The organism is Tindallia californiensis (assembly GCF_900107405.1).
Classification (GTDB): Bacteria; Bacillota; Clostridia; order Peptostreptococcales; family Tindalliaceae; genus Tindallia; species Tindallia californiensis.
In genome coordinates this window covers 300,775-323,525 of record NZ_FNPV01000003.1, presented here as the reverse complement: position 1 = coordinate 323,525, position 22,751 = coordinate 300,775, and the positions used below count along the sequence as shown (strand labels likewise).

General features: G+C 42.3%; 15 protein-coding genes and 1 riboswitch. Of the genes, 8 read left to right on the top strand and 7 right to left on the bottom strand.

Going from position 1 to position 22,751, the window contains the following annotated elements; translation table 11 throughout:
* Window positions 1–17: 17 nt before the first annotated feature.
* The 4 genes from BLV55_RS05530 to BLV55_RS05515 all read right to left on the bottom strand — a co-directional run bounded on the left by BLV55_RS05530 (window position 18) and on the right by BLV55_RS05515 (window position 4,918).
* Window positions 18–980 carry an ABC transporter permease gene (locus tag BLV55_RS05530; RefSeq protein ID WP_242870040.1) on the bottom strand — a complete coding sequence of 321 codons (963 nt, stop codon included), beginning with the start codon at window positions 978–980 and terminating at the stop codon, window positions 18–20.
* Window positions 977–2,128, bottom strand: a complete 1,152-nt coding sequence (locus BLV55_RS05525; protein ID WP_093312098.1) for an ABC transporter permease — start codon at window positions 2,126–2,128, stop codon at window positions 977–979. The genes BLV55_RS05530 and BLV55_RS05525 overlap by 4 nt, the downstream gene beginning before the upstream one ends.
* Window positions 2,121–3,659, bottom strand: coding sequence for an ABC transporter ATP-binding protein (locus BLV55_RS05520; protein WP_093312096.1), 1,539 nt, complete (start codon window positions 3,657–3,659; stop codon window positions 2,121–2,123). Before BLV55_RS05520 ends, BLV55_RS05525 begins: the two co-directional genes overlap by 8 nt.
* 104 nt (window positions 3,660–3,763) lie before the next feature.
* Entirely contained in the window at window positions 3,764–4,918 is a 1,155-nt protein-coding gene (locus tag BLV55_RS05515) for a BMP family lipoprotein (RefSeq protein WP_093312094.1), read from the bottom strand.
* Between the two features lie 260 nt (window positions 4,919–5,178).
* Here BLV55_RS05515 and BLV55_RS05510 point away from each other — a divergent pair, with 260 nt between their 5' ends.
* Both BLV55_RS05510 and BLV55_RS05505 read left to right on the top strand, forming a co-directional pair.
* Entirely contained in the window at window positions 5,179–6,474 is a 1,296-nt protein-coding gene (locus BLV55_RS05510) for a hypothetical protein (RefSeq protein ID WP_093312091.1), read from the top strand.
* A gap of 60 nt (window positions 6,475–6,534) precedes the next feature.
* On the top strand, window positions 6,535–7,179 hold the full coding sequence (locus BLV55_RS05505) for an L-fuculose-phosphate aldolase (RefSeq protein WP_093312088.1): 645 nt from the start codon (window positions 6,535–6,537) through the stop codon (window positions 7,177–7,179).
* A gap of 81 nt (window positions 7,180–7,260) precedes the next feature.
* Here the strand turns inward: BLV55_RS05505 and BLV55_RS05500 are convergent, their stop codons facing one another.
* On the bottom strand, window positions 7,261–8,505 hold the full coding sequence (locus tag BLV55_RS05500) for a M20 family metallopeptidase (RefSeq protein ID WP_093312322.1): 1,245 nt from the start codon (window positions 8,503–8,505) through the stop codon (window positions 7,261–7,263).
* 185 nt (window positions 8,506–8,690) lie between these two features.
* On the opposite strand from BLV55_RS05500, the gene BLV55_RS05495 reads away from it, so the two are divergent.
* Both BLV55_RS05495 and BLV55_RS05490 read left to right on the top strand, forming a co-directional pair.
* Complete coding sequence (locus tag BLV55_RS05495) at window positions 8,691–10,778, top strand: HD domain-containing phosphohydrolase (protein WP_093312085.1); 2,088 nt, start codon at window positions 8,691–8,693, stop codon at window positions 10,776–10,778.
* A 113-nt stretch (window positions 10,779–10,891) separates the two neighbouring features.
* Entirely contained in the window at window positions 10,892–12,865 is a 1,974-nt protein-coding gene (locus BLV55_RS05490) for a methyl-accepting chemotaxis protein (RefSeq protein ID WP_093312082.1), read from the top strand.
* A gap of 75 nt (window positions 12,866–12,940) precedes the next feature.
* Here BLV55_RS05490 and BLV55_RS05485 read toward each other — a convergent pair whose 3' ends face one another.
* The gene (locus BLV55_RS05485; protein WP_093312080.1) at window positions 12,941–15,118 is read right to left on the bottom strand and encodes a PAS domain S-box protein; all 2,178 of its coding nucleotides are present in this window, start codon (window positions 15,116–15,118) and stop codon (window positions 12,941–12,943) included.
* Between the two features lie 267 nt (window positions 15,119–15,385).
* On the opposite strand from BLV55_RS05485, the gene BLV55_RS05480 reads away from it, so the two are divergent.
* Complete coding sequence (locus BLV55_RS05480) at window positions 15,386–16,942, top strand: ABC-F family ATP-binding cassette domain-containing protein (protein ID WP_093312078.1); 1,557 nt, start codon at window positions 15,386–15,388, stop codon at window positions 16,940–16,942.
* Between the two features lie 111 nt (window positions 16,943–17,053).
* Entirely contained in the window at window positions 17,054–18,652 is a 1,599-nt protein-coding gene (locus BLV55_RS05475) for an ABC-F family ATP-binding cassette domain-containing protein (RefSeq protein ID WP_093312075.1), read from the top strand.
* On the opposite strand, the gene cobT is transcribed toward BLV55_RS05475, so the two are convergent.
* Complete coding sequence (cobT, locus tag BLV55_RS05470; RefSeq protein ID WP_093312073.1) at window positions 18,649–19,698, bottom strand: nicotinate-nucleotide--dimethylbenzimidazole phosphoribosyltransferase; 1,050 nt, start codon at window positions 19,696–19,698, stop codon at window positions 18,649–18,651. The genes BLV55_RS05475 and cobT overlap by 4 nt on opposite strands.
* A 99-nt stretch (window positions 19,699–19,797) precedes the next feature.
* Window positions 19,798–20,010, bottom strand: a riboswitch (cobalamin riboswitch).
* A gap of 210 nt (window positions 20,011–20,220) precedes the next feature.
* Between cobT and BLV55_RS05460 the strand changes: the two genes are divergently transcribed.
* The gene (locus BLV55_RS05460; protein ID WP_093312069.1) at window positions 20,221–21,606 is read left to right on the top strand and encodes a sodium:solute symporter family protein; all 1,386 of its coding nucleotides are present in this window, start codon (window positions 20,221–20,223) and stop codon (window positions 21,604–21,606) included.
* A 28-nt stretch (window positions 21,607–21,634) separates the two neighbouring features.
* Window positions 21,635–22,738, top strand: a complete 1,104-nt coding sequence (locus BLV55_RS05455) for a M24 family metallopeptidase (protein ID WP_093312066.1) — start codon at window positions 21,635–21,637, stop codon at window positions 22,736–22,738.
* The last annotated feature ends 13 nt before the right edge of the window (window positions 22,739–22,751 follow it).

Below are 22,751 nucleotides of genomic sequence, written 5' to 3'. Positions count from 1 at the left end.
TATTTATTTCGATGGACTTACCTTTTTCCTTTATCATAAATTTCACCCAGAGATCTGGGAACACGGTTGGTTTTCGAGAAAAAAATCAACAAAATTAAGGTTAAGACGTAGGGAAGCGTCATGGTGATGTCATTGAAATTACTGCTCATTTCCAAAGATCGAGCCAAGGCGTATCCGCCAGACCGGGCAAAGCCAAAAAGAAGGGCAGCGGCCAGTGTATTGCTGATTTCCCAGTTGCCGAAAATGAGGGCAGCGATGGCCAGATAGCCATAACCCATATAAATCATTGGTGAAAAATTGGCTGAAATTGAGTAAGCAAAGCTAATACCTCCTAAGCCTGCTAATGCTCCAGAAATCACAACAGCGGAAAATCGAATACGCTCCACATCCAGACCGGCAGCAGCAACGGCATGAGGATTATCGCCACAAGCTCTCAGATGCATCCCATAGCGACTCTTGTTAAAAAGGATGTAGGCAGCAATGGCTACCAGGATAATCAGAAATTGAAAAGGATAAAGGTTCCGAAAAGCAGCTCCTAATACAGGGATTTCTGACAAAACAGGGAGAGTGATTCGATTGGCCACGCCCAATTGAAAACGGTCAGAAGGTGCCTGGAAAATAAGGGTGTTTAGCTGTCGGGTCAGAAAGGCTGTCAGGGATACAGAGAGAATGTTGATAACGACTCCGGAGATTACCTGATTGGCCTTAAAATAAATGCATAGACTGGCGTGAATCGTCGCAAACAAGGCGCCTCCCGTCATAGCAAAAAGCATAGCGATATAAATGCCTTGTGGTTGCAGCTGGGGAAAGTGATGGAGAACTAGCACTACGGCCAAAGCTCCTGAAAAAGCACCGAATCCCATCAAGCCTTCCAGGGCCAGATTGATAATACCACTTCGTTCACTATAGATGCCTCCCAGTGCAATAACGAACAAGGGCAATGCAAAAGCAAGCCCATCAATAATCATTCGGTCTATCATGCTTCCTCGCCCCCTTCCGGATGGTTCTGCTCCTGTTTTTCTTTCTGCTCCTGCCGTTTTCGGCTGATGCGATAACGAATATAAGTGCCAGTAGCGCTGAACAGAAGAATCAGGCTGGTGATTACTCCGGATATTTCCTGAACCACTCCTACCCTTGAACTCATGTAGGTAGCACCTTTATCCAATGTGGTGATCAGCGCTGAGGCAAGCAATACACCTAAGGGATGGTTATTTCCCAGAAGGGAAGTGGCGATGGCGTTATAACCAAGTCCTGCTAAAACGCCTGGTTGCATAGAAGCATAATGACCCAGATAAAAGGTAGCACCCGCTAAACCAGCTAAGGCACCGCTGATCATCATAGCGATGACGATGGTTCTTCCGATGGAAATACCTGCATATTCGGCGGCTTGCTTGTTGGCACCTACCGCTTTGATTTCAAAGCCAAGCCGGGTTTTATAAAGAAGATAATAGACAAACAAAGCGGCCAGGATGGCGAGAAAAATGCCAATAGGCAGATCAACACGAATGCCGGCAATTCGGAGATTTTTAAGCGTAAGTGATGCGGCTGGCTGAATATATTCTGATTGACGGGAAACGGGATTAACAAAATAGGTTTTAATATAATAACTGGTAACATAAGCAATCATATAATTGAGCATAATGGTAGAAACAACCTCGCTAATATTGAAACGATGCTTTAAATACCCTACGAAACCGGCGGCCAAACCACCGACGGTAATGGCAATAAGGATGACCAGTGGCTTTGCCAGATACCAGGGAAGATCACTGTATCCAACAAAAAGAGTAGCGAAAAAGCCGGCTAATAGCATTTGTCCTGCAATACCAATATTGAAAAGACCTGCCCGAAAGCCTACGGTAACAGCGAGAGCGGCAAAAATCATGGGAGCCAGAGCATCTAAAAAACTAGTAAAATCAGTAAGCATACCCGTACCCCCGGCATAGTTTGCTTTAGGAATCCAGCCAGCACCTTGAAGAATACTTAGGTAAGCCGTCAGAGGGTTTTTACCCATAAGGAGGATGACGATACTGCCTGCCAGGATGGAAAGAAGGACGGCAAAAATGGGGATAGACAACCATTGCCATTTTTCATTACCTAATAGGGTTACCAACGGATTTTTTTTATTCATCTTCTTTCACCCCCATCATATAGGCTCCAATTTCCATCGCCGTTAATTGGGAGGCAGCTTCGACCGTTAACAGTTCTCCATTATAGATGACTCCAATGGTGTCGGCCAGTGCCATGATTTCATCTAGCTCCAGAGAAATCAGGAGGATGGCTTTTCCTTTTTGCTGTTCCTGTAAGATTTGCTGCCAAGTATTTTCGATAGCACCTACATCTAAGCCTCGGGTTGGCTGAACAAAAATAATCAACGGGGTATCCTGCTCGATTTCCCGGGCAATGATCATTTTTTGTTGATTACCGCCACTTAGGCTGCGGGTGATGCTATTGGCCCCTTTGTTACTGCGGATATCATAAGTCGTAATGAGTCGTTCAGCATAGTGATGAAAAGCTTCCGGGTTTAATCTTCCACCCGGACTGGAGAAAGGCTCTTGGAAATACTGCTTTAACACCAAGTTATCCGCTACGGGATCATCCAGAATTAATCCATAGGTTTGTCGGTCTTCTGGAATATAAGCAATGCCTTCTAAATTACGCTGACGTACCGGAAGATCAGTAATGTCCACCTGATTCAGTCGTACCGTACCAGAGGCAGTTTTTTTAAGACCAGTAATTGCTTCGGCAATTTCTGTCTGTCCATTTCCGGAAACGCCAGCAATGGCAAATATCTCTCCTGAACGAATGGTAAAAGAAACATCCTTCACCATGGTTATTTGATCTTGATTCTTTACGTGTAAGTTTTCTACTTCCAGTATTACCTTCCCAAAAGTAGGGGTTGGTTTATTTACATCCAGCATTACTTCTCGACCTACCATAAGATTAGCCATTTCTCGGGTGGAGGTAGTCGCTACTTCTTTAACATCTACTAAACGACCACGATTCAAAATCCCACACCGGTCAGCCACTTCCTTTATTTCTTCCAACTTATGACTGACAAGAATAATGGTTTTACCATTTTCCCGAAGTTCACGAATAATACCCAATAGATATTGGATTTCCTGAGGCGTTAGAATAGCGGTGGGTTCGTCGAAAATAAGAATATCGGCTTCCTTGTAAAGCATTTTAAGAATTTCTACTTTTTGACGGGTGGCCACATTAACATGTTCGATCCGATCCCGGGGATTTACATTTAGTTGATAACGCTTCGAAAAGTCCTCAATAGTCTTTTCGCTTTCCGAAATATTCACCAAGGGTAAAAAGCCCAGACCTTTGGTAATAGGCTCCATACCCAGCACAATATTTTGGGCAATAGTATAATTTTCCACTAGCTTAAAATGTTGATGAACCATACCTACTCCCATACGGGCAGCTTGTCGTGGCGAATATTCTTTTACGCGTTGGCCTTTAATCCATATATCACCTTCATCTGGTTCGTAAAGGCCAAAAAGCATACTCATTAATACGGATTTTCCCGCACCGTTTTCTCCTAAAAGAGCAAATATTTCACCCTGTTGAATATCCAGTGAAATATCGTCGTTGGCTGTAATGCCGGGAAATCTTTTTGTCACGTTTTTAATGCTGATGATCGTGTCTTTCATAGGACAGCTCCTTTACCAAAAGTACAGCATACCTGGGATGAAGAGAAAGCAGGAGAAAAAACGATGCTTTTTCTCCTGCTGAGGACATACAAAGGGTAGTCTCTTTAGAGACCAGGGAAGTTGTCAGGACTGTGTCCATTAAAATTAGCTGCTGGAACAATGGTTCCGGCTTGTACTAATTCGTAAACTTCTTCCAGCTTCTCCATGGTTTCTTCTGACAATTGGTGACGGTCATTTTCTAATACAAATCCAGTTGAATCAGTATCGGCACGAAGCAATTCGTTGGATCCCTGGAAAGTTCCTTCCATGATGGCGTTTAGTTGACGCTCTACATTGATGGACATGTTTTTCAACACAGAAGTCAGCACCACATTACCATCGCTATAAGCACCGTCATCAAATTGATCCACATCACAACCGATCACATAAACCCCTTCTGCTTCCATAGCGGCCGTAAAGACGCCCATACCAGAGCCCCCGGCGGCTACAAACATAATATCCACGCCTTCGTCGACAAGAGCATCGCCTACTACTTTGCCAGTTGCTGGATCAGCAAAATTACCTACATAATTACCGCCTACGTTGGTATTAGTTACGTCTGTACCGGCGTAAGAAGGTAGTTCCACCACTTCTGCATCAGTACCAAAGTGTTGGTTGGCATACATAACACCAGATTCAAAACCCCATTGATAGTTTACATTGGAGGGAAAGGCAATACCGTTAACGACGGCTACTTTTCCTGTTTCTGTTTCCAGCGCCGCTGCGACGCCTGCAAAGAAGCCGCTCTCTTCCTCGGCAAAAGTCATTGCATAAATATTGTCGAAAAGTTCCTGCTCACCTTGTGGTGTTGGGTTCGCATCTACCAGAATAAACATTTTTTCCGGATTGTCTTCAGCAATGCTGGAGATATCGGCAAATTGAAAACCAGGTGTTACGATTACATCATAATCAGCTACTACATCGGCTACAGCCTGAACGGCTGCGGCCACATCGCCAGTCGTTTCCTGAATGGCATTTACTGTTGCATTGCTGTGGTTTTCCATAAAGGCAAGAATTCCGTTGTAATTGTCCTGATTAAAACTGCCATCGTCTACACCGGAAGGGCTGGTGACAATAGCGATGCGTAGTGCATCTCCATCCCCTTCGATTGCTGCTTCGTCGCCGGCTGCCGGTTCGGCATCGCCGCCACAGGCGGTGAACAGTAAGGCGGTCAGCAATAAAAATGATACAAACATCCACTTCCTTCTTTTTACATTCATCAATAATCCCCCTCAATAATAGTGTTATCCGGTGACTACGGATAAAGTTTTCTTGTCTGTTGTCAGACAAGTTACAACTCGATATCATCATACCACGAAAATCGGTGATTTTCATCCTTCAAGTCAGAAAACAATTGATTAATCATTCAGAAAATGCTAAGATTAAGGCAGTTCAAAGATGTCAGATGTCGAACAAATTTCAAGGTTTTCGACAAGGAAAGAAGGGGTCCTTGAACAAAATGATGAAAAGGAGAATGGAGATGAAGGTGAGTATTCAGTGGAAGAAGAGTATGGTTGTTTGTATGAGCATGTTATTGGCATTTACTCTATTTTTATCAACAGCTTATGCTGAAATAGAGTTAAATCAAGCAATGGCGGCCAGAGCTTTGCCAGAAATATCCTCTCACACCAAGGCGGAGGATGCGGAAAAATACCTGCAGCATTTTTATGGCATTTCGTTTTCGGAAGAAACGGTGTCGCCTGTAGAATTTGAAAATGCCCTCGCAACTCTGGGGAAACCAGTGGAAATGGACTGGGAAGAGGAAGAAGTCGTGACGCTAGAGAAAGCGGCTGTTGCGGTTATAAAGGCAGCAGGGATGAAAGAATTGGCGCTCACCTACTCAGAAGAAAAAATCCTGGCATCATTAGAAGGTTATCATGAAACAGAAATTGCAGAAGAAGTGGCTGCCTATGTAGCCTGTGGTCTTGATATTGGCTTACTACCAGCTACTTTGGAGATAAAAGCGCCCTTAGATCCAAAAACAGCAAACTACTTACTGATGAATGTGATAGATGTAACTGGAAAAGGAAGACAATATATCGGATGGACGGATGAGCCTAACATTTACGGAAAAATAATGGCTGCTTGGAACAGCTTCACCCTTTTTGAAGAAGAAACTTTAGATGATGTTGGAGTGGGTGTGATTAAAGAAGGAGCAACCACTGGCTATCTTTTGACCTATCAGGGGAATGAATCCCGCTTTATTCCGGAATACAGCCTTCAGTACGATCATTCTGATATTCATCATGCACTGCAGCTAGTAGGACTGTTAGCCAGTGAAGGGATCCGGGCACGGGTTCAGTTAGAACCAAAAACATCTGTTTATGAATATATGTTGGAATGGGGCCCAATCAGTGAACCAACACCTCGCTATGCAGTGGTACAGGTAAGTGATGATTTACATCTGGCACATACGGTGGGATATATCCTTTCGTTGGAATTTGTCAGTGAAGAAGATAAGGAAGATTTTGATCGTGTGATTGAGTCCTATGCCAAGAAATACGAGGGGAATGAGGAAGCCGTCGGGCTGATTACCGGCTCTTACTGGCAGCCGCTCTATAGTTCGAAAACCGAGATGCCAGAACCAGCCTATGTTGAAATGAGGGATGTTAGTCTTTCTCATAATGGCTATCAATTAAATTCGTTAACCTTGACAGAAAATGCCTCTCTGGTAATTGAAACCATAGAATCAATGGCTGATCTGGAGATAGAAAAAGAAAAAGTGTGGAGCAATGCCGCATTTTATCGTTACCTGACGGGGTCTGATTTTCAGTAAGACAGGATAGCACCTTAGGTTATTTCGGGTTATTAGAGAATTCATAAAAGGAGTTTTGAGATGCGTCTTCAAAAAGAACGGGAAATGATTGTTGAGTACGGGAAAAAATTAGTATCAACCGGACTCACAAAAGGGACCGGCGGTAATCTTAGTTTATATTGCCGGAAAGAAGGGCTGATGGCTATTAGTCCCAGTGGGATAGATTATTTTGAAACAACTCCCGAAGATGTAGTGGTGATGACACTACAGGGAGAGATTGTAGAAGGGGATCGAACTCCTTCCAGCGAAGTGGAACTACATCGTATTTTTTATCAGCGGCGAACAGATATTAACGCCATTATTCATGCTCACACCATGTATGCCACCACCATAGCCTGCTTGGGATGGGACTTGCCGCCGGTACACTATATGATTGCTGTAGCCGGTAAAAACGTGCGTTGCTCTGCTTATGCTACTTTTGGAACCGGAGAACTGGCTGAAAAGGCATACGAAGCCATGGAAGATAGAAAAGCAGTTCTTTTAGCTAACCATGGCCTGCTAGCAGGAGCTGGAGATTTGGCGAATGCTTTTAATATTACGGAAGAAATAGAGTATTGTGCCGAAATATACTATCGGACGAAAGGAATTGGAGAGCCGGTAATATTAGATGAGGATGAAATGACAAGAATGCTGGAAAAATTCAAAACTTATGGACAGCGGAAATAAAGGAAAATAAGCTAAGAAAGCTGGCCTGCAAAACGGGCCAGCTTTTAATGAAAGCAGATGTAAAAAAACTTGTTCGGAGGATTAAAAAACACAGAACTCATCAGCAATATGAGTATAGACCTCTACGCTTTTAACCAGATCGTCAATGTCGATTTTTTCTTCTGCAGTATGAGCCAGTGCAATATCTCCGGGGCCAAAAACAACCGTTGGGATATTCATATATTTGGAGATTAAAGCCCCATCGGTCCATCCGTATTCTGTGTGTATTTCCGGCTCATAGCCAAGAACCTTTTTCAGTGCATCTCTGACAGCAACAACGATTGATTCATCCAATCCGGTATCTAAGGGCGGGTGAGGCAGGACCGATACGCTTTCCGGTGTTTGGCTGATTTCAATCTTTACCTTAGGATCTTCTTTTTCCATTTTATCAGCTAGGTCTTGATATTCCTGCATAACCGATTCCAAGGTTTCGCCTTCAACATAGCGGCGGTCCAGACGTACCAAAGCCTCTTCAGCGACAGTGGATTGGCCGGTACCCCCCTTAATCGTGCCAATATTCATTACAGAGGTGCCCATAAAATCATGCTTTCTTTCTTTTAGTTTCGGGTAAAGTTCCTCCTTCACTTTGTTTAGAAACTCTACGGCTTTTTCAATGGCGTTGACTCCTTGGTGAGGTTTTCCACTGTGAGCGCCCTTTCCCCGAAACTTAATATCCAGCCACACCAGACCACGATGACTGGCGACATATTGGAAATTGGTAGGTTCACCTACCACAGCTCCATCTAAAGTAATGTCATGATCACCAAGGCACTTCTCGCAGGCAACTAGGCTTTCCATCCCCTTGCTGCGGGTTTCCTCTCCCACTACACCGGAGAAAACAATATCCCCATCCAGTTCCTGTTCAGCCCGTTTTAGAACCACTAAGGTCATCATCATTGCGGCGACAGGACCTTTCATATCAACAGCTCCCCGACCCCAGATAGAACCTTGCCTGACATTGCCGCTAAAGATTTCTCTGGGACTCATTTCGGCACCAAAAAGCGCTTCGTTCATATCGTCCGGTTTTTCTGTGTCGATATGACCGTTAAGCATCAGGCTTTTACCTTCCGGAGATTTCCTGCCTTTAATAAAAGCGATGACATTGTTCCGTTCTTTTTCTACATGTTGAAAATGTGCATGAATGCCATGTTTTTTGAAAAAATCCAGCATATATTCCGCCACTTCTTTTTCCTGGGTTTCAACACCCGTATGGCTGGGAATACGGATCAGATCTTTGGTAAGGTTGATCAATTCTTCTCTCTGGAAATAGTCTGTTGCTTTTATCATTCCTTCCATTCCCCCTTTTACAACTTATCTTTATTGCATACCCGACAAATAAGTATTTATTCGACAGAATTTTATCTGACCATTTGAAAGAATATTAGAAATACTGAGACGTTGTACTGGTTTTGGGGTAATGATACAATAGTATCCGACGCACATTGGAAAAATGTCTTTAAAGGAGGTGTCAGATGAGCCATCATTTATTCCAATCGAAAAAAATTCAGCTTTTCCTGCTAGGAATGATAGGCCTTTTTCTATTGGCTGGATGTCGCGGAGATGGAGAGCAGGAAATATTTTTAACAGAAGAAGAACGTCAGTGGCTGGAAGAAAAAGAAGGACAGATTAGTATAGGATATACGACAGACTACCCTCCGGTGGAGTTTTTGCTGGAAGGTGAGTTTGCAGGGATTTCCGCTGATTATTTTGCTTTATTGGAAAAAAAGCTTCAGATAGAATTAGAAATGGTTGAGTTTGACGAATGGACAACGTTGATGGAAGCGGCAAGAAATCGTGAAATATCTGGCATCACAGCGGCTACCAAAACCCCAGAACGAAGTGAATACCTTAACTTTACAGTTCCGTATATTTTTAATCCTAATGTGATTATCACAAGAGAAAATTTTTCTGAAAAGCTTAGTTTTGCAAAGTTAGAAAATACCAGTATGGATACATTAGTCGTAGAAGAATACTCGATCATCGAATACTTGAAAAAAAACCATTCCAATCTAGAATACCGAACCGTAGCGACGGCTAGTGACGGATTAAGAAAAGTTTCCTTTGGTGAAGCGGATGCCATGATTATAGAAGTAATGAGTGCGGCAGAGTCCATTGAACGAGATAATATTACCAATTTGATTGTGAATACAGAAACACCTTATGAGTCGACATTATCCATTGCAACACGCAATGATTGGCCGATCCTGAATGATATTTTCAATAAAGGACTGGCACAGATTAATGAGGCGGAAAGACGAGAAATAAGAGAAAGATGGGTTCCTTTTGATCGAAGGAGCATTTTTGAAAACCCTTACTTTTGGATTACACTGGTCAGTGTTTTTATGCTACTGATCATAGCTATTATCGTTATTTTTCTATGGAATAAAACCTTGCAGAAAGCTGTGACGGAAAAAACATTGGAATTGGAAGCATCAAAGAAAAAATTAATGGATCAGTTTGCTCAGTTGGAAGTTACAGAGCAAAAACTATTGGAAGAAATAGAAATCCGGAAAGAATCGGAAGCGAAGATAAAATATAAGTCTTATCATGATGATTTGACAGGACTCCACAACCGGGCTTATTATACGGAGCAGATAGAGAGACTGCAAAAACAAAATACGATGCCTTTGGCAATCATGATGATCGATTTAAATGGTCTTAAAATTACCAATGACACCTTGGGACATCAGGAAGGGGATCGGCTACTGGTAAAAGCGGCCAATATCATTAAAACCTGTTGTCGGCGCCAGGATATGGCTGCCCGGATAGGTGGTGATGAGTTTGTCCTTATTCTGCCGGAAGCAACAGAAAAAGACACGGAAAATATTGCCAAAAGCATTAAAAGAGAATGTAAAGAGTCGGGGAATGAACCAATGGTAGTTTCGTTGGCTATTGGATGGGCTGTAAGAAAAAATGATCAAAAGAGCCTTCAGACACTTTTTGAAGAAGCAGAAGACCATATGTATCACAATAAAATGGAAGAAAGTGAAAATGAGAAAACAGGTATTTTGTCGTCAATGGAAAAACGGCTTCGGGATCATGCGGTTGAAACGTTGGGTCATAGCCAACGAATAAAGGCTTTAGCTCTGAAGTTAGGAGAAGCATTAGGTTTAGAACAGTCGGACTTAAATGCGTTAGCAAGGCTCGCGGAGTTACACGATATTGGAATGCTTGGCATATCAAAAGAAGTAGTAAAGAAATCAGAAGCCTTGACAGATGCGGAGTGGGAGAAGATTAAAAGACATCCTAGCTTAGGTTACAAAATTGTCAGTTCTACACCGGCTTTAAGGCAAGTAGCGGAAGGAGTGCTTGCTCATCATGAGCACTGGGATGGTAAGGGTTATCCACAAGGACTTCGGGGAGAAGAAATTCCCCTACTGGCACGAATTATTGCGATAACGGATGCCTATGATGTGATGACGCAGGATCAGCCTTATCAAAAAGCAAAATCCCAAGAGGAAGCAATAGTGGAATTAAAAAACGGCTCAGGCACTCAGTTTGACCCTACATTAGTAAACCTGCTTCTTTCTATTTTGAAAAAAGAGAAGACAGAACAATAGAGAAGAATTGTCAAGGCCAATGGTAGCAAGCGTGTGTCGATAAGCACTGTGATAAGTACTGTGATGAAAGATAGAAGGATAGTCGAAAGCAAATAATAAGGGAGAGATGACAAGTGGGTATTAGAATGAAATCTATGATTCTTTGTGGAATTGTAGCCATTACCATTATTGGAGCTGTAACGGCGGTAGCGCTCTTGGACGCTAGAAACGCTGAAATGATTAACAATGAAAGGTATGTAGAAAGTGAGTTGGAACTAGCAACCAACAACATCAATGCTTTTTTTAATGAGAACATTGCTATCGTAGAAAGTATTGAAGAAATGTTGACGGCAGCCATTGAAAATGATCATTTTCAGGTGGATACCTTTAATGCAGTTCTTAGGAATTTGATGGAAAAGAATGATATTATCTATGGCGCTTGGATAAGGTTGGAAGATCCTAGATTTGCAGAAGAAGAAACCAGGTATACAGAAACCGGCGTATACGATCCGTATTTTTACAGAGAAGGAGACCGTATTGAATACGTAGGATTAGAAGCGGCAGGATGGTTGGAGGATGAAGTGGAAGGTGCCTTTTACTATGACACGTACCGATCAGGAGAAATTCATTTGTATGAACCAGTGATATGGGAAATCGATGGCCAGGATGTGGAAATGGTAACGATTGCCTATCCGGTGATTGTCGGTGGATCGGTGGAAGGGGCTCTTGCCATTGATATTGAAACCACAGATATTAATGAATATATCTCCGGACTAACCATTTACGAAAGTGGTCATTATCAACTTATTTTTGATCAGCAATACGAAACCGATCATTTTATGGCTTTTAATGAAATTGCTCCTGCTTATGAGTTAGGCCATGAGCTTGGTTGGAGATTATATGTGGACATTCCTCCTGAAGAAATGAGAGACTACCGGGAACGGCTGATAAAGATTGGTATTGTAGGAGCTATTGGGATCGTAATGGCTGTTTTATTGCTAAATCTTTTGTTAAAGAATATTTTGGAGCCGATCACTTACTTGACAGAAAAAGTTCAACAGATGTCTTCCTATGATTTTACCGGCAGAGAAGATGAAAAAAGCCAGCAACTTTCAAATCGAAAAGATGAAATTGGAGCTATTGCCGGAGCCTTGATTACCATGAAGCAAAACATTGTGGAACTGATAAAAGGCATTAACGATAATGCGATGCAACTGACGGCTTCTTCCGAAGAATTGAACGCGACCAGCCATCAGGTTTCCATGTCAGCAACGGAAGTATCCAAAACCATTGAAGAAATTTCAAAGGGAGCGGTGGAGCAAGCAGAAAATACAGAGGATGGAGCACTTCGTATAAGAGAGCTGGAAGAACGAATTGAAAAAGACATTCAAGTTATAGAGGGACTCAATAGTAGTTCTGAACAGGTATACCAGATGCGACAGGAAGGTGACGAAATCATCCAATCGGTGGTCAAAAAAACAGAGCAAAGTAATCAAGCGATCTTAGGCATTCGTCAGGTGATCACGAATACCAACGAAAGTGCTCATAAAATTCAGTCAGCCAGTCAGATGATCGAAAGCATTGCGGAACAGACAAATCTACTGGCTCTGAATGCGGCTATTGAGGCAGCTCGGGCAGGCGAAAGTGGCAGAGGTTTTGCTGTGGTAGCAGAAGAAATCCGTAAGCTGGCGGAGCAGTCTAATCAGTTTGCCCAGGAAATCGATACGGTAATTGGTGACCTGACAGAACAGACAGAGGGTGCCGTTAAAACCGTGGAAGAAGTGGCGACCATCAGCAAAGAACAGTCTGATGGGATTGATGGAACCAGTGAAAAGTTTGCAGGGATCGAAAAAGCAATCGATGAAATGCGGGGAAAAATCAAGGATTTAACCGATTCTTCCATGGATATGCGTCGGAAAAAAGATGAAATAGTAGGGGTTATTGAAAATCTTTCAGCGATTTCGGAAGAAAATGCGGCCGGAACAGAAGAGGCTTCTGCATCGGTAGAGGAGCAAACAGCAGCAATGAATGAAATTGCCCAATCCAGTGAAAATTTGGCAGAAATGGCTGAAGAAATGAAAGATGCCATCCAGCAATTTAAGATTTAAGGATCATACAACTAAAAAGCAGTACGAAACTAAAAAGGCCAACCCCGATGAAATAGTCGGTGTTGGCCTTTGCGATTAGGAAGAGATAACCTTCATGAAGGCATCCACCAGGCGTGGGTTGAAACGTTTCCCTTTTTGCTGCTGAATTTGTTCTAAAACGGCTTCACGACGAAGGGCGTCTCGGTGAGGACGGTTTCGGCTCATGCTGTCATAATAATTAGCAATGCTGATGATTTGAGCATTAAGGTTAATCTGTTCTCCAGACAAACCTGCAGGGTAGCCATTGCCATCGTACTGCTCATGGTGTTGTAAAATATCTTCGCTGATATCCAAATAGTCAGAAGAAGAACTTAAAATAACATAACCGGCTTCCGCGTGGCGTTGTATTTCTTCTCGCTGGTCCATCGTTAGCAGGCAGCCGCTTTGCAAAATAGTTGGATCAATAGCGATTTTTCCTATGTCGTGATAGTAACCGGCTAATCTTAGTTTTTCAAGCTTTCTTTTTTCAAATCCGAGGACTTTTCCAATTTCAAAGCAAAGAGCAGCAACTTTTTCCCCATGACATTTTTCCTCTGGTAAGGTGCGAAATAGCTCCTCTAGTATCTTTTGAATCATTTCTTTACGTAAAGATTTTCGACCTTCGTTTTTTTGGTTGTACATTTTTGTTTCAGCCAGCTTTAAAGTATCTTCAACCGTCAGTTTTTCATTCCATTTTGTGTAATAACCGTAAGAAAAGGAGAGAGGCAGGTTTTTGATTTTTTTTCTGTCTGTATTTTGCTGTATTCTTTCCACCATTTTTCCGGCTTCTTCTTCGCAGGTTCCAGGCAGTAAAAGTACGTATTCATCACCACCGATGCGCGAGATAATGTCGTCGGATCGAATACTTTCCTTTAATGCCTCGGCCATTTTAATCAGCAACTCATCGCCGGCTTGATGACCAAAGGCATCGTTGATCAGTTTCAGCCCATTGGCATCCACCATCATAACAGTTAATGGCCAGTTGCGATAAGTATCCAGTCGTTGAATTTCCGCTTCAAAAAAATGCCGGTTGTATAATCCGGTCAACTGATCATGGAAACTTAAGTAACGAATTTTTTCTTCGGCTGTTTTGATATGACTTATATCGATATCCATTCCCCGGAAGGATTTGGTACGTCCATTTTCATCAAGAAGACAGAAACCGTTGGTAGTGACCCAAACATTTACTCGGTCCTTTCGTTGGAGCTGATGCTCATAGTCAGAAACCTGGCCGCCCTCCTCCAACACTTTTCTGCCGTAGTCCATCAGGCTTTGACGGTTTTCAGGAGAAGTGATGTCGTAAAAATAAGATTTCCCTATTAATTCAGCAGGTTTATAGCCTAAAATAGGCTCTACGGAAGGGCTTACATAGGTATACATACCGTTTCGGTCCAGTTCAAATACCACTGCTTTGCTAATGGAAGCCAGTTCTTCGTAACGCTGCTCGCTCTCCTTAAGGGCTTCTTCAAGATTGAGGGTATCCGTAATATCTTCAAAAGCACCTAACATCCCAAAAACCTCAGCGTTTTGATCATAAAGAGGTATTTTGCTGGTTCGTACAAAGCGTCGCTCTCCATCGGCATTGATGACCTTTTCGATGTAATTGATTTTTTCTTCTTCCTGTATCATGACGTCTAAATCGTCTTTTCGATAGTCCTCGGCCAAAGATTTCCAACTCATTTCATAGTCAGTTTTACCAATTAACGCTTCCGGAGATCCCCAGCCGGAATCTTTAGCAAAATGACTATTGCAACCAAGGTATTTCAAGTCTTTGTCTTTCCAGAAAATACGCATCGGAATATTATTAATGATTTTTAACAATAGTTTCTCAGAGGCAATTCGTTTTTGTTCATTTTCAACCCGTTCTGTAATATCCGTAGCGGAGCCGACAATAAACGCGGTGATTCCTTTTCGGATAATAGGTGTTAATGTAGTGGTCCAAATTCTGGTACCGCCTGGTAAATCCAATGTTTCCTCATAGGTAACGCTTTTTCCAGCATCAACACATTTCTGATAGTTAATAGCCACTTGATCTCCCAGCTCCTTGCCAAGTAAGGACAGCGGTGTCTGGTTTTGTATTTGCTCCTGGCTAATACCGGTTTTAGTTTGATGAGCCAGATTTGTTCGAAGAAACCGAAATTCAAAAGGACCTACCACTTCTACAATGAAGAGAGAGTCTTGAGTACCATTAAAAACTTTTTCATATAGTTCATGGTCCATGTAACTTTTTTGCATAGAAGAATCATCCTTTAAAGAGGGATTTGTTTCATGATGGCTTTAACTGGGTGTATGTCTATTATTATAACATATCAGTAAAAGAATGCTTAGCAAAAAAGGTGTTAAGCATCTAGTGATGTGAATCTCTAAAACCTCGGTTGAAAAATTTTAGCAATCTTTTCTCTTTCCTATCTTTTCCTAAGCTTTGTTATGGTATAATGGCCTAGGTTTCTTTAATAAATAGGAGTAAGATGATTTTGATGGAAAGAAAAAGGAGCGTTTGGAATGAGTTTGTTAACGGTAAAAAATCTAAGCCATGGCTTTGGTGACAGAGCCATTTTTGATGATGTGTCTTTTCGATTGTTGAAAGGAGAACATATTGGATTGATAGGAGCCAATGGAGAAGGTAAATCCAGCTTTATGAACATTATTACTGGAAAAATAGAGCCGGATAAGGGCACCGTTCATTGGGCAAAAAGAGTACGGGTAGGTTATTTAGACCAACACACAGTACTGGAAAAAGAAATGACGATCAAAGATGCTTTAAAAGGAGCTTTTCAATATCTTTTTGATCTGGAAGCTGAAATGAATCAGCTATATGAATCGATGGGAAACGTTTCAGAAGATGAGCTAAATACGATGCTGGAAGAAGTGGGAACGATTCAAGACCTGTTAGATCAGAATGATTTTTATATCATTGATGCAAAAGTTGAAGAAGTAGCCCGAGGACTGGGACTAACAGACATTGGGTTGGATAAACAGGTAGACGATTTAAGCGGTGGACAGCGTACAAAAATATTGCTGGCAAAGCTATTGCTGGAAAAACCGGAAATTCTTCTTTTGGATGAACCGACAAATTATTTGGATGAAGAACATATTGAATGGCTGCGGCGTTATTTTCAGGAATATGAGAATGCGTTTATTTTGATTTCTCATGACATTCCTTTTTTGGACAGTGTTACGAACCTTATTTATCACATGGAAAATCAAAAGCTTGAACGGTATCCTGGTAGCTATGACCAATTTTTACAAATTCATCAGGCGAAAAAAGAACAATTGCAGGCCGCTTATAAAAAGCAACAGCAGGAAATCAGTGAGTTAAAAGATTTTGTTGCCAGAAACAAAGCACGGGTAGCTACTCGCAATATGGCGATGTCCCGCCAAAAGAAATTGGATAAGATGGAAATGATTGAACTAGCCCAGGAAAAACCGAAGCCGGAATTTCATTTTCTTACAGCGAGAACCCCTGGAAAGCTCATCTTTCAGACGGAGGACTTAGTGATTGGCTATGAGGAACCGCTAACCCGTCCTTTGACCATTAAAATGGAAAGAAATCAAAAAATTGCACTGGTTGGCGCCAATGGTCTGGGAAAAACAACTTTGTTGCGAAGTTTGCTGGGGGAAGTGCCGCCGCTGGCAGGAGTCGTAGAAGAAGGTGACTTTCTGCATATCGGTTATTTTGAACAAGAAATAAAAGAGAGCAATACCAATACATGCATCGAAGAAGTATGGCAGGAATTTCCTGGTCTTAACCAGCGGGAAGTAAGAAGTGCCTTGGCAAAATGCGGCTTAACAACCAAGCATATTGAAAGCCAGGTACGGGTGCTTAGTGGTGGTGAACAGGCCAAGGTACGGCTTTGCAAATTAATGAACAAAGAAACCAATGTCCTGGTACTGGATGAGCCGACCAATCATCTGGATGTGGATGCCAAAGAAGAACTTAAACGAGCTTTGCAGGCTTATAAAGGGACAATTCTATTGATTAGTCACGAACCGGACTTTTATCGGGATGTGGTAACGGAAGTCTGGAATTGTGAGGACTGGACGACAAAAATCGTCTAAAAGCCACTGGAGTCCAGCTATTGAAAAAAGATGGCAGAGCTTTTAATAGAATAAGCAGTCTTAACGGTGGTAGTCGCCGAATAAAGAATATAAGAAAAGGAAGGTATTAACGTGATTAATGTTATTAATTTAGGATTAAGTTATGGAGAGCAAAAATTATTTGAAGACGTTCAACTAAAGTTTTCTCCGGGCAATTGTTATGGAGTTATTGGAGCTAATGGAGCGGGGAAAAGTACGTTTCTTAGAATCCTTTCCGGAGAAATAGAGCCAAATAAAGGTGAAGTTCACATTGCACCGGGTCTTAGAATGTCTGTACTAAAACAAGATCATTTTCAGTTTGATGAAGTGGAAGTATTAGAAACAGTCATTCGAGGAAATGAACGGCTTTATGAAGTAATGACAGAAAAAGAAATCCTTTATGCCAAAGAAGATTTTTCGGATGAAGATGGGATGAAAGCAGCAGAACTGGAAGCGGAATTTGCCGAATTAAACGGATGGGAGGCAGAAGCAGAAGCATCGGCACTGTTGCAGGGGCTTGGTATTACGACAGACCTTCATGTTAAGAAAATGGAAGCTCTTCCTGGTGCTGAAAAAGTGAAGGTATTGCTGGCGCAGGCTTTGTTTGGAAATCCAGATATTTTAGTGTTGGATGAGCCGACCAACCATTTGGATATTCAATCAATCCGATGGTTGGAAGAATTCCTAATTAACTTTGACGGCATTGTTATTTTTGTTTCTCATGATCGATATTTTCTGAATAAAACCTGTACCCATATGGTAGACGTGGACTTTGGGAAAATAAAAATGTTTACAGGGAACTACGACTTCTGGTACGAGTCCAGCCAGTTGGCACTCCAGATGATGAAGGATCAAAATCGCAAAAAAGAAGAAAAAGTGAAGCAGCTGCAGGATTTTATTGCTCGTTTTAGTGCAAATGCTTCAAAATCCAGACAAGCAACCTCTCGAAAAAAAATACTGGATAAAATCACGTTGGATGATATTCAACCATCCACCCGCCGCTACCCCTACGTTGGTTTTAAACCAGAAAGAGAAGTAGGAAAAGACATCTTAATGGTGGAAGGGATTTCAAAAACCGTAGAAGGAGAAACCTTGTTAAAAAACGTCAGTTTCACCGTAGGAAAAGAAGATAAAATAGCCTTTGTCAGTGAAAATGAAAGAGCCAATACAGCGTTAATGAAAATCATGGCAGGAGAATGGGAACCGGACCAAGGGACGGTAAAATGGGGTGTAACGATTACCACTGCCTATCTGCCAAAAGATAATGCAGACTATTTTGATCAGGAAGGCTTAAACCTGGTAGAGTGGCTGCGGCAGTATTCAGAAGAAAAATCGGAAGTGTATTTAAGAGGTTTCCTCGGAAAAATGCTTTTTTCCGGAGAAGATGCCCTGAAAAAGGTGAAAGTCCTTTCTGGTGGAGAAAAGGTCCGGTGTATGCTATCGAGAATGATGCTGAAAAATGCCAACGTCCTATTACTGGATCAGCCCACGAATCATCTGGATCTGGAATCAATCACAGCATTAAACAATGGGCTGAAAGCCTACCCCAGCAATGTATTGTTTACGTCTCACGATCATCAGTTTGTCGATACCATCGCCAATCGCATTATTGAAATAACCGATGACGGAATCAAAGATTATCGAAAAACCTATGAAGAATACCTGGAATTAAAAGCGCAAAAGAAAGCTTAACTGGAAGTAACGCCAGCATCAGCGAAGGTGCTCATTTCTTCAAGGGCTCTGGTGGAAGCTTCTACCAAGTGGAAGGCTAAGGCAGCGCCGGTACCTTCTCCTAGACGCATGTTCATATGAAGCATGGGTGTTAAACCTAAAAGACGGAGGGCATGCTGATGACCTGGCTCCATAGAAGCATGGGAAGCGATCATATACGGAGTAACCTTAGGGCAGATGCGACTGGCAGCCAAAGCAGCCGCACTGGCGATGAAACCATCAACCATTACCGGTACCCGATGAGCGGCGGCACCCAGCATAACGCCAGTCATGGCAGCGATTTCCAAGCCGCCTACTTTTGCCAAAAGATCAACTCCATCGGTTGCGTCTGGTTGATTAATGTCTAAAGCCTGTTGAATCACCCGGATTTTATTGGTAAGCGCCTCATCCTGAATTCCCGACCCCCTACCGACGATCTGTTCCAAGGGTAAATCAATGCATGCGGCTAATATAGCGCTGCTGGGAGTTGTATTGCCAATGCCCATTTCACCCGCACCTAACAAAGCGGCTCCCTGTTGCACTTCTTCATGAGCCATTTCGATTCCTATTTCAATGGCCTTTACAGCTTCGTCATAACTCATCCCAGGCCCGGCAGCAATATTGTCGGTGCCCTGCTTTATCTTTTTTTGGATAAGATCAGGATGAGTAAAATCACCGACGATGCCCACGTCCACCACCACTACCTTCGCCTCGGCATGACGGCAGAAAACATTGATAGCAGCTCCCCCATTGATAAAGTTCAGAACCATTTGAGGGGTTACTTCCTGAGGGAAAGCACTGACACCTTCAGCAACAACTCCGTGATCTCCGGCCATCACCAACATTGTTTTGTTCTTAACAGACGGTGATGTGCTGCCTGTTATACCGGCTAACTGAATAGCGATATCCTCCAGCACCCCCAAACTGCCTGGTGGCTTCGTCAGGTTATTAAGCTTTTTCTGACACAAATCCATGGCTTCTTTTTTAAGAGGTTGGATCTGATCGATGGTTTCTTTTAATGACGGCATACGATAATTCCTCCTTGGGTTTCTGTTTTTAATTTGTTTTTAAATAGCAAAAAACCTCAGCATAAACATACTGAGGATGTTACCATAATCCACATCATTAGCAAAAGTTCCCTACTGGCAGGTCTCCTGGCTTCCAGATCATCACGCCTTCGCTCCTTCCCGTCCTTCTTCAGGCATGAGCCTTTGAAGACAGTGGATTACTGCGAATTAATTCCCCGGTTACAGTGGCGGGACCGCTGAAGATTCTCACTTCTATTCCCTATTCTCTTCGAGAGGATTGCCTCAAGAAGCACCAGTAGTCATCAGATAAATGAAATGACTCTAAATAAATGTACCTCAGAGAGATGGATTTGTCAAGTTCTTCGGATAGGTCTGGTTTTGGAATAGACGAAAAGCCTAAGGTATGTTATTATTTAAACAAAGTAGGCGAAGGGTGCTTTTTTTTCGCCACTAATTACAGTATAGGTGTAATCAATACTGTAAAACTAAAAAAAGAAGGAAAAAACAAGGAGGAAGAAAAGAATGGAATTAACGCATAATCCCACTCTGCTGTGGTTTTTAGCAGGGTATGGGGTCATCATGGTAGTAATGGGTATTTTTTATTCAAAGAAGATCTCTTCCAGTGAAGACTTTATTCTGGCTGGAAAATCTCTGGGTGCGGTTGTATTGATGGGAACGCTAATCGCCACCTGGGTTGGCAGTGGTACGATTACAGGAGGCAGCAACTCCCTTGCGTACAGCTTTGGCATATGGCCGGCCATGTTACAAAGTGTTTCGGCTATTGTGGGAATTGGGTTATTGTTTTTTATTGCGGAAAGAATACGGACTTTTGGAAAATATACCATCAGTGAAATATTGGAAACCAAATACGGTGAATCAGCTAAAATGCTCTCGGTATTGGTGATTGTATTGGCTTATGTGGGAATTGTGAGCTATCAATTCCAAGGGTTTGGGTTTGTCTTAAATGTAACGACAGGCATTCCGGTACAGACAGGAACGATTATTGCCGCTGTGCTTATTGTTTTTCTTGCTGCTGCAGGTGGGCTTAAAGCAGTGGCAGCAACGGATGCTATTGGTGCCTTTATTATTCTTATTGGGCTTGGAGTTGGGATCCCCTTTTCCATTAATGCGGCTGGCGGATGGGCAAATATCACAGAAACGGTTCCGCCATCAAGCTTGGAAGTTTTAGGTGGTTTGACTCCCTTACAACTGACGGGATATCTGATTCCCTCTCTGTTCCTTTTGCTGGGAGATCAAAATATGTATCAGCGACTGGCGGCTTCTCGTGGTAGCCGAGATACCAGAATTGGTTCCATAGGATGGCTAATAGGGGTAATCTTTATTTATCCGGCGGTTTCAATTATCGCTTTTTCCGCCAGAGTTACCTTTCCGGACATTAATCCGGGAATGGCATTGATAGCCACTACGACAATCTTACCGACCTTTATAGGGGGACTTCTTTTAGCGGCGGCGGCTGCCTTTATTGTTACAACAGGAAATTCGTATCTTTTGTCGGCTTCAACCAATATTACCTATGATTTATACGGAAAATATATTAACCCAGAAGCATCGGATAAACAAAAGTTATTATTTACCCGAATATTGATCCCGGTACTGGGCTTGCTTTCTTATTTGCTGATCGAATATTTTCCTAGCATTCTATCTGTACAAATGTATGCTTACACCGTATATGCGGCAGGGATTACACCGGCAGTATTAGCTGTATTTCTATGGAAAAAAGTTACCAAAGCCGGTGGGCTGGCATCCATGTCAGCTGGTGTGATTACAACGCTGGTATGGGAAATTGTTTTAAGACAACCTTATGATCTGAATAGCTCCGTTGTCTCTATTCCCGTTGCTTTTGTAGCCTTAATTATTGTTACCTTGATGACGGCAAAAAAAGAGTGAACAAAAACATAACGGCAGGAGGAAAAACATGTCCATCTACCAAAAAAGAATTGAAAAGCTTCAGGAAAAAATGCAGGGAGAGGAGATAGAATGCCTTTTTCTATCTCCTTCAGTTAATCTGAATTACCTTACTGGCTATGGAGCAAAAATGGATGAGAGGTTAGTTCTTTTTGTTCTTCCAACCAAAGGAGAAGGTTTTTTTGTAGCACCAAAGCTTTATGAGGCGTTTATTACGAAGACACCAATCCGGAACAATGTCTTTTGGAGTGATCAGGAAGATCCATTTCAAATGCTTCTTAAGGAAATGGGTGAGCGAGAAATAGGCATCACCCGTATTGCCTTGGAAAACAGTATGCCGGCTGCGTTTATGCTGCCAATTCAGAAAAAAATAAAGGACGCTGACTTTAGGCTGGCCGGTTACCTTTTTGAAAGTTTGCGGAAGATAAAAAGCGAAACAGAGATTGAAAAATTAAAAAATTCAGCGACGGTCGTTGATAATATTCTCAAAAAGGTTATACTAGAAAGGGACTGGATAGGCAGGACGGAAAAAGAACTGGCGGCAACCTTGGAACAGGAAATGAAACAACATGGGATGGAAGGCCCCTCTTTTAGCCCTATTATTGCTACTGGTTCTAACAGTGCTTCGCCTCATCATAAAACAGGAACGGACAAGATTTTGAAAAATCAGCCTTTGTTAATGGATCTTGGGGGGCTTATGGATGGCTTTTGCTCGGATATGTCCCGTACTGTTTTTTTAGGTGATGAGCCGGATGAGTTCTTTTTAGAAATTTATGAAATCGTTCTTGAAGCACAGAGAAAAGGGATTGAAGCTGTCAGACCAAAGGTTAGCGCAGAATCCATTGATAAAGTGGTTCGGGATCATATTATAAGTAAGGGGTATGGTGATTATTTCATTCACCGGACAGGTCACGGTATTGGGATGGAAGTTCATGAATCGCCTTATATTGTAGAAGGAAACGAGGAAATGCTGGAACCGGGAATGCTCTTTAGTATTGAACCGGGGATCTATCTGCCCGGAAAATTCGGAGTGAGAATTGAGGATATTGTTCTGGTAACGGATACCGGTTGTCAGATATTGAACCAGTTCCCTAAACAACCTTACTTTGGCTAAAAAATCATGGGGG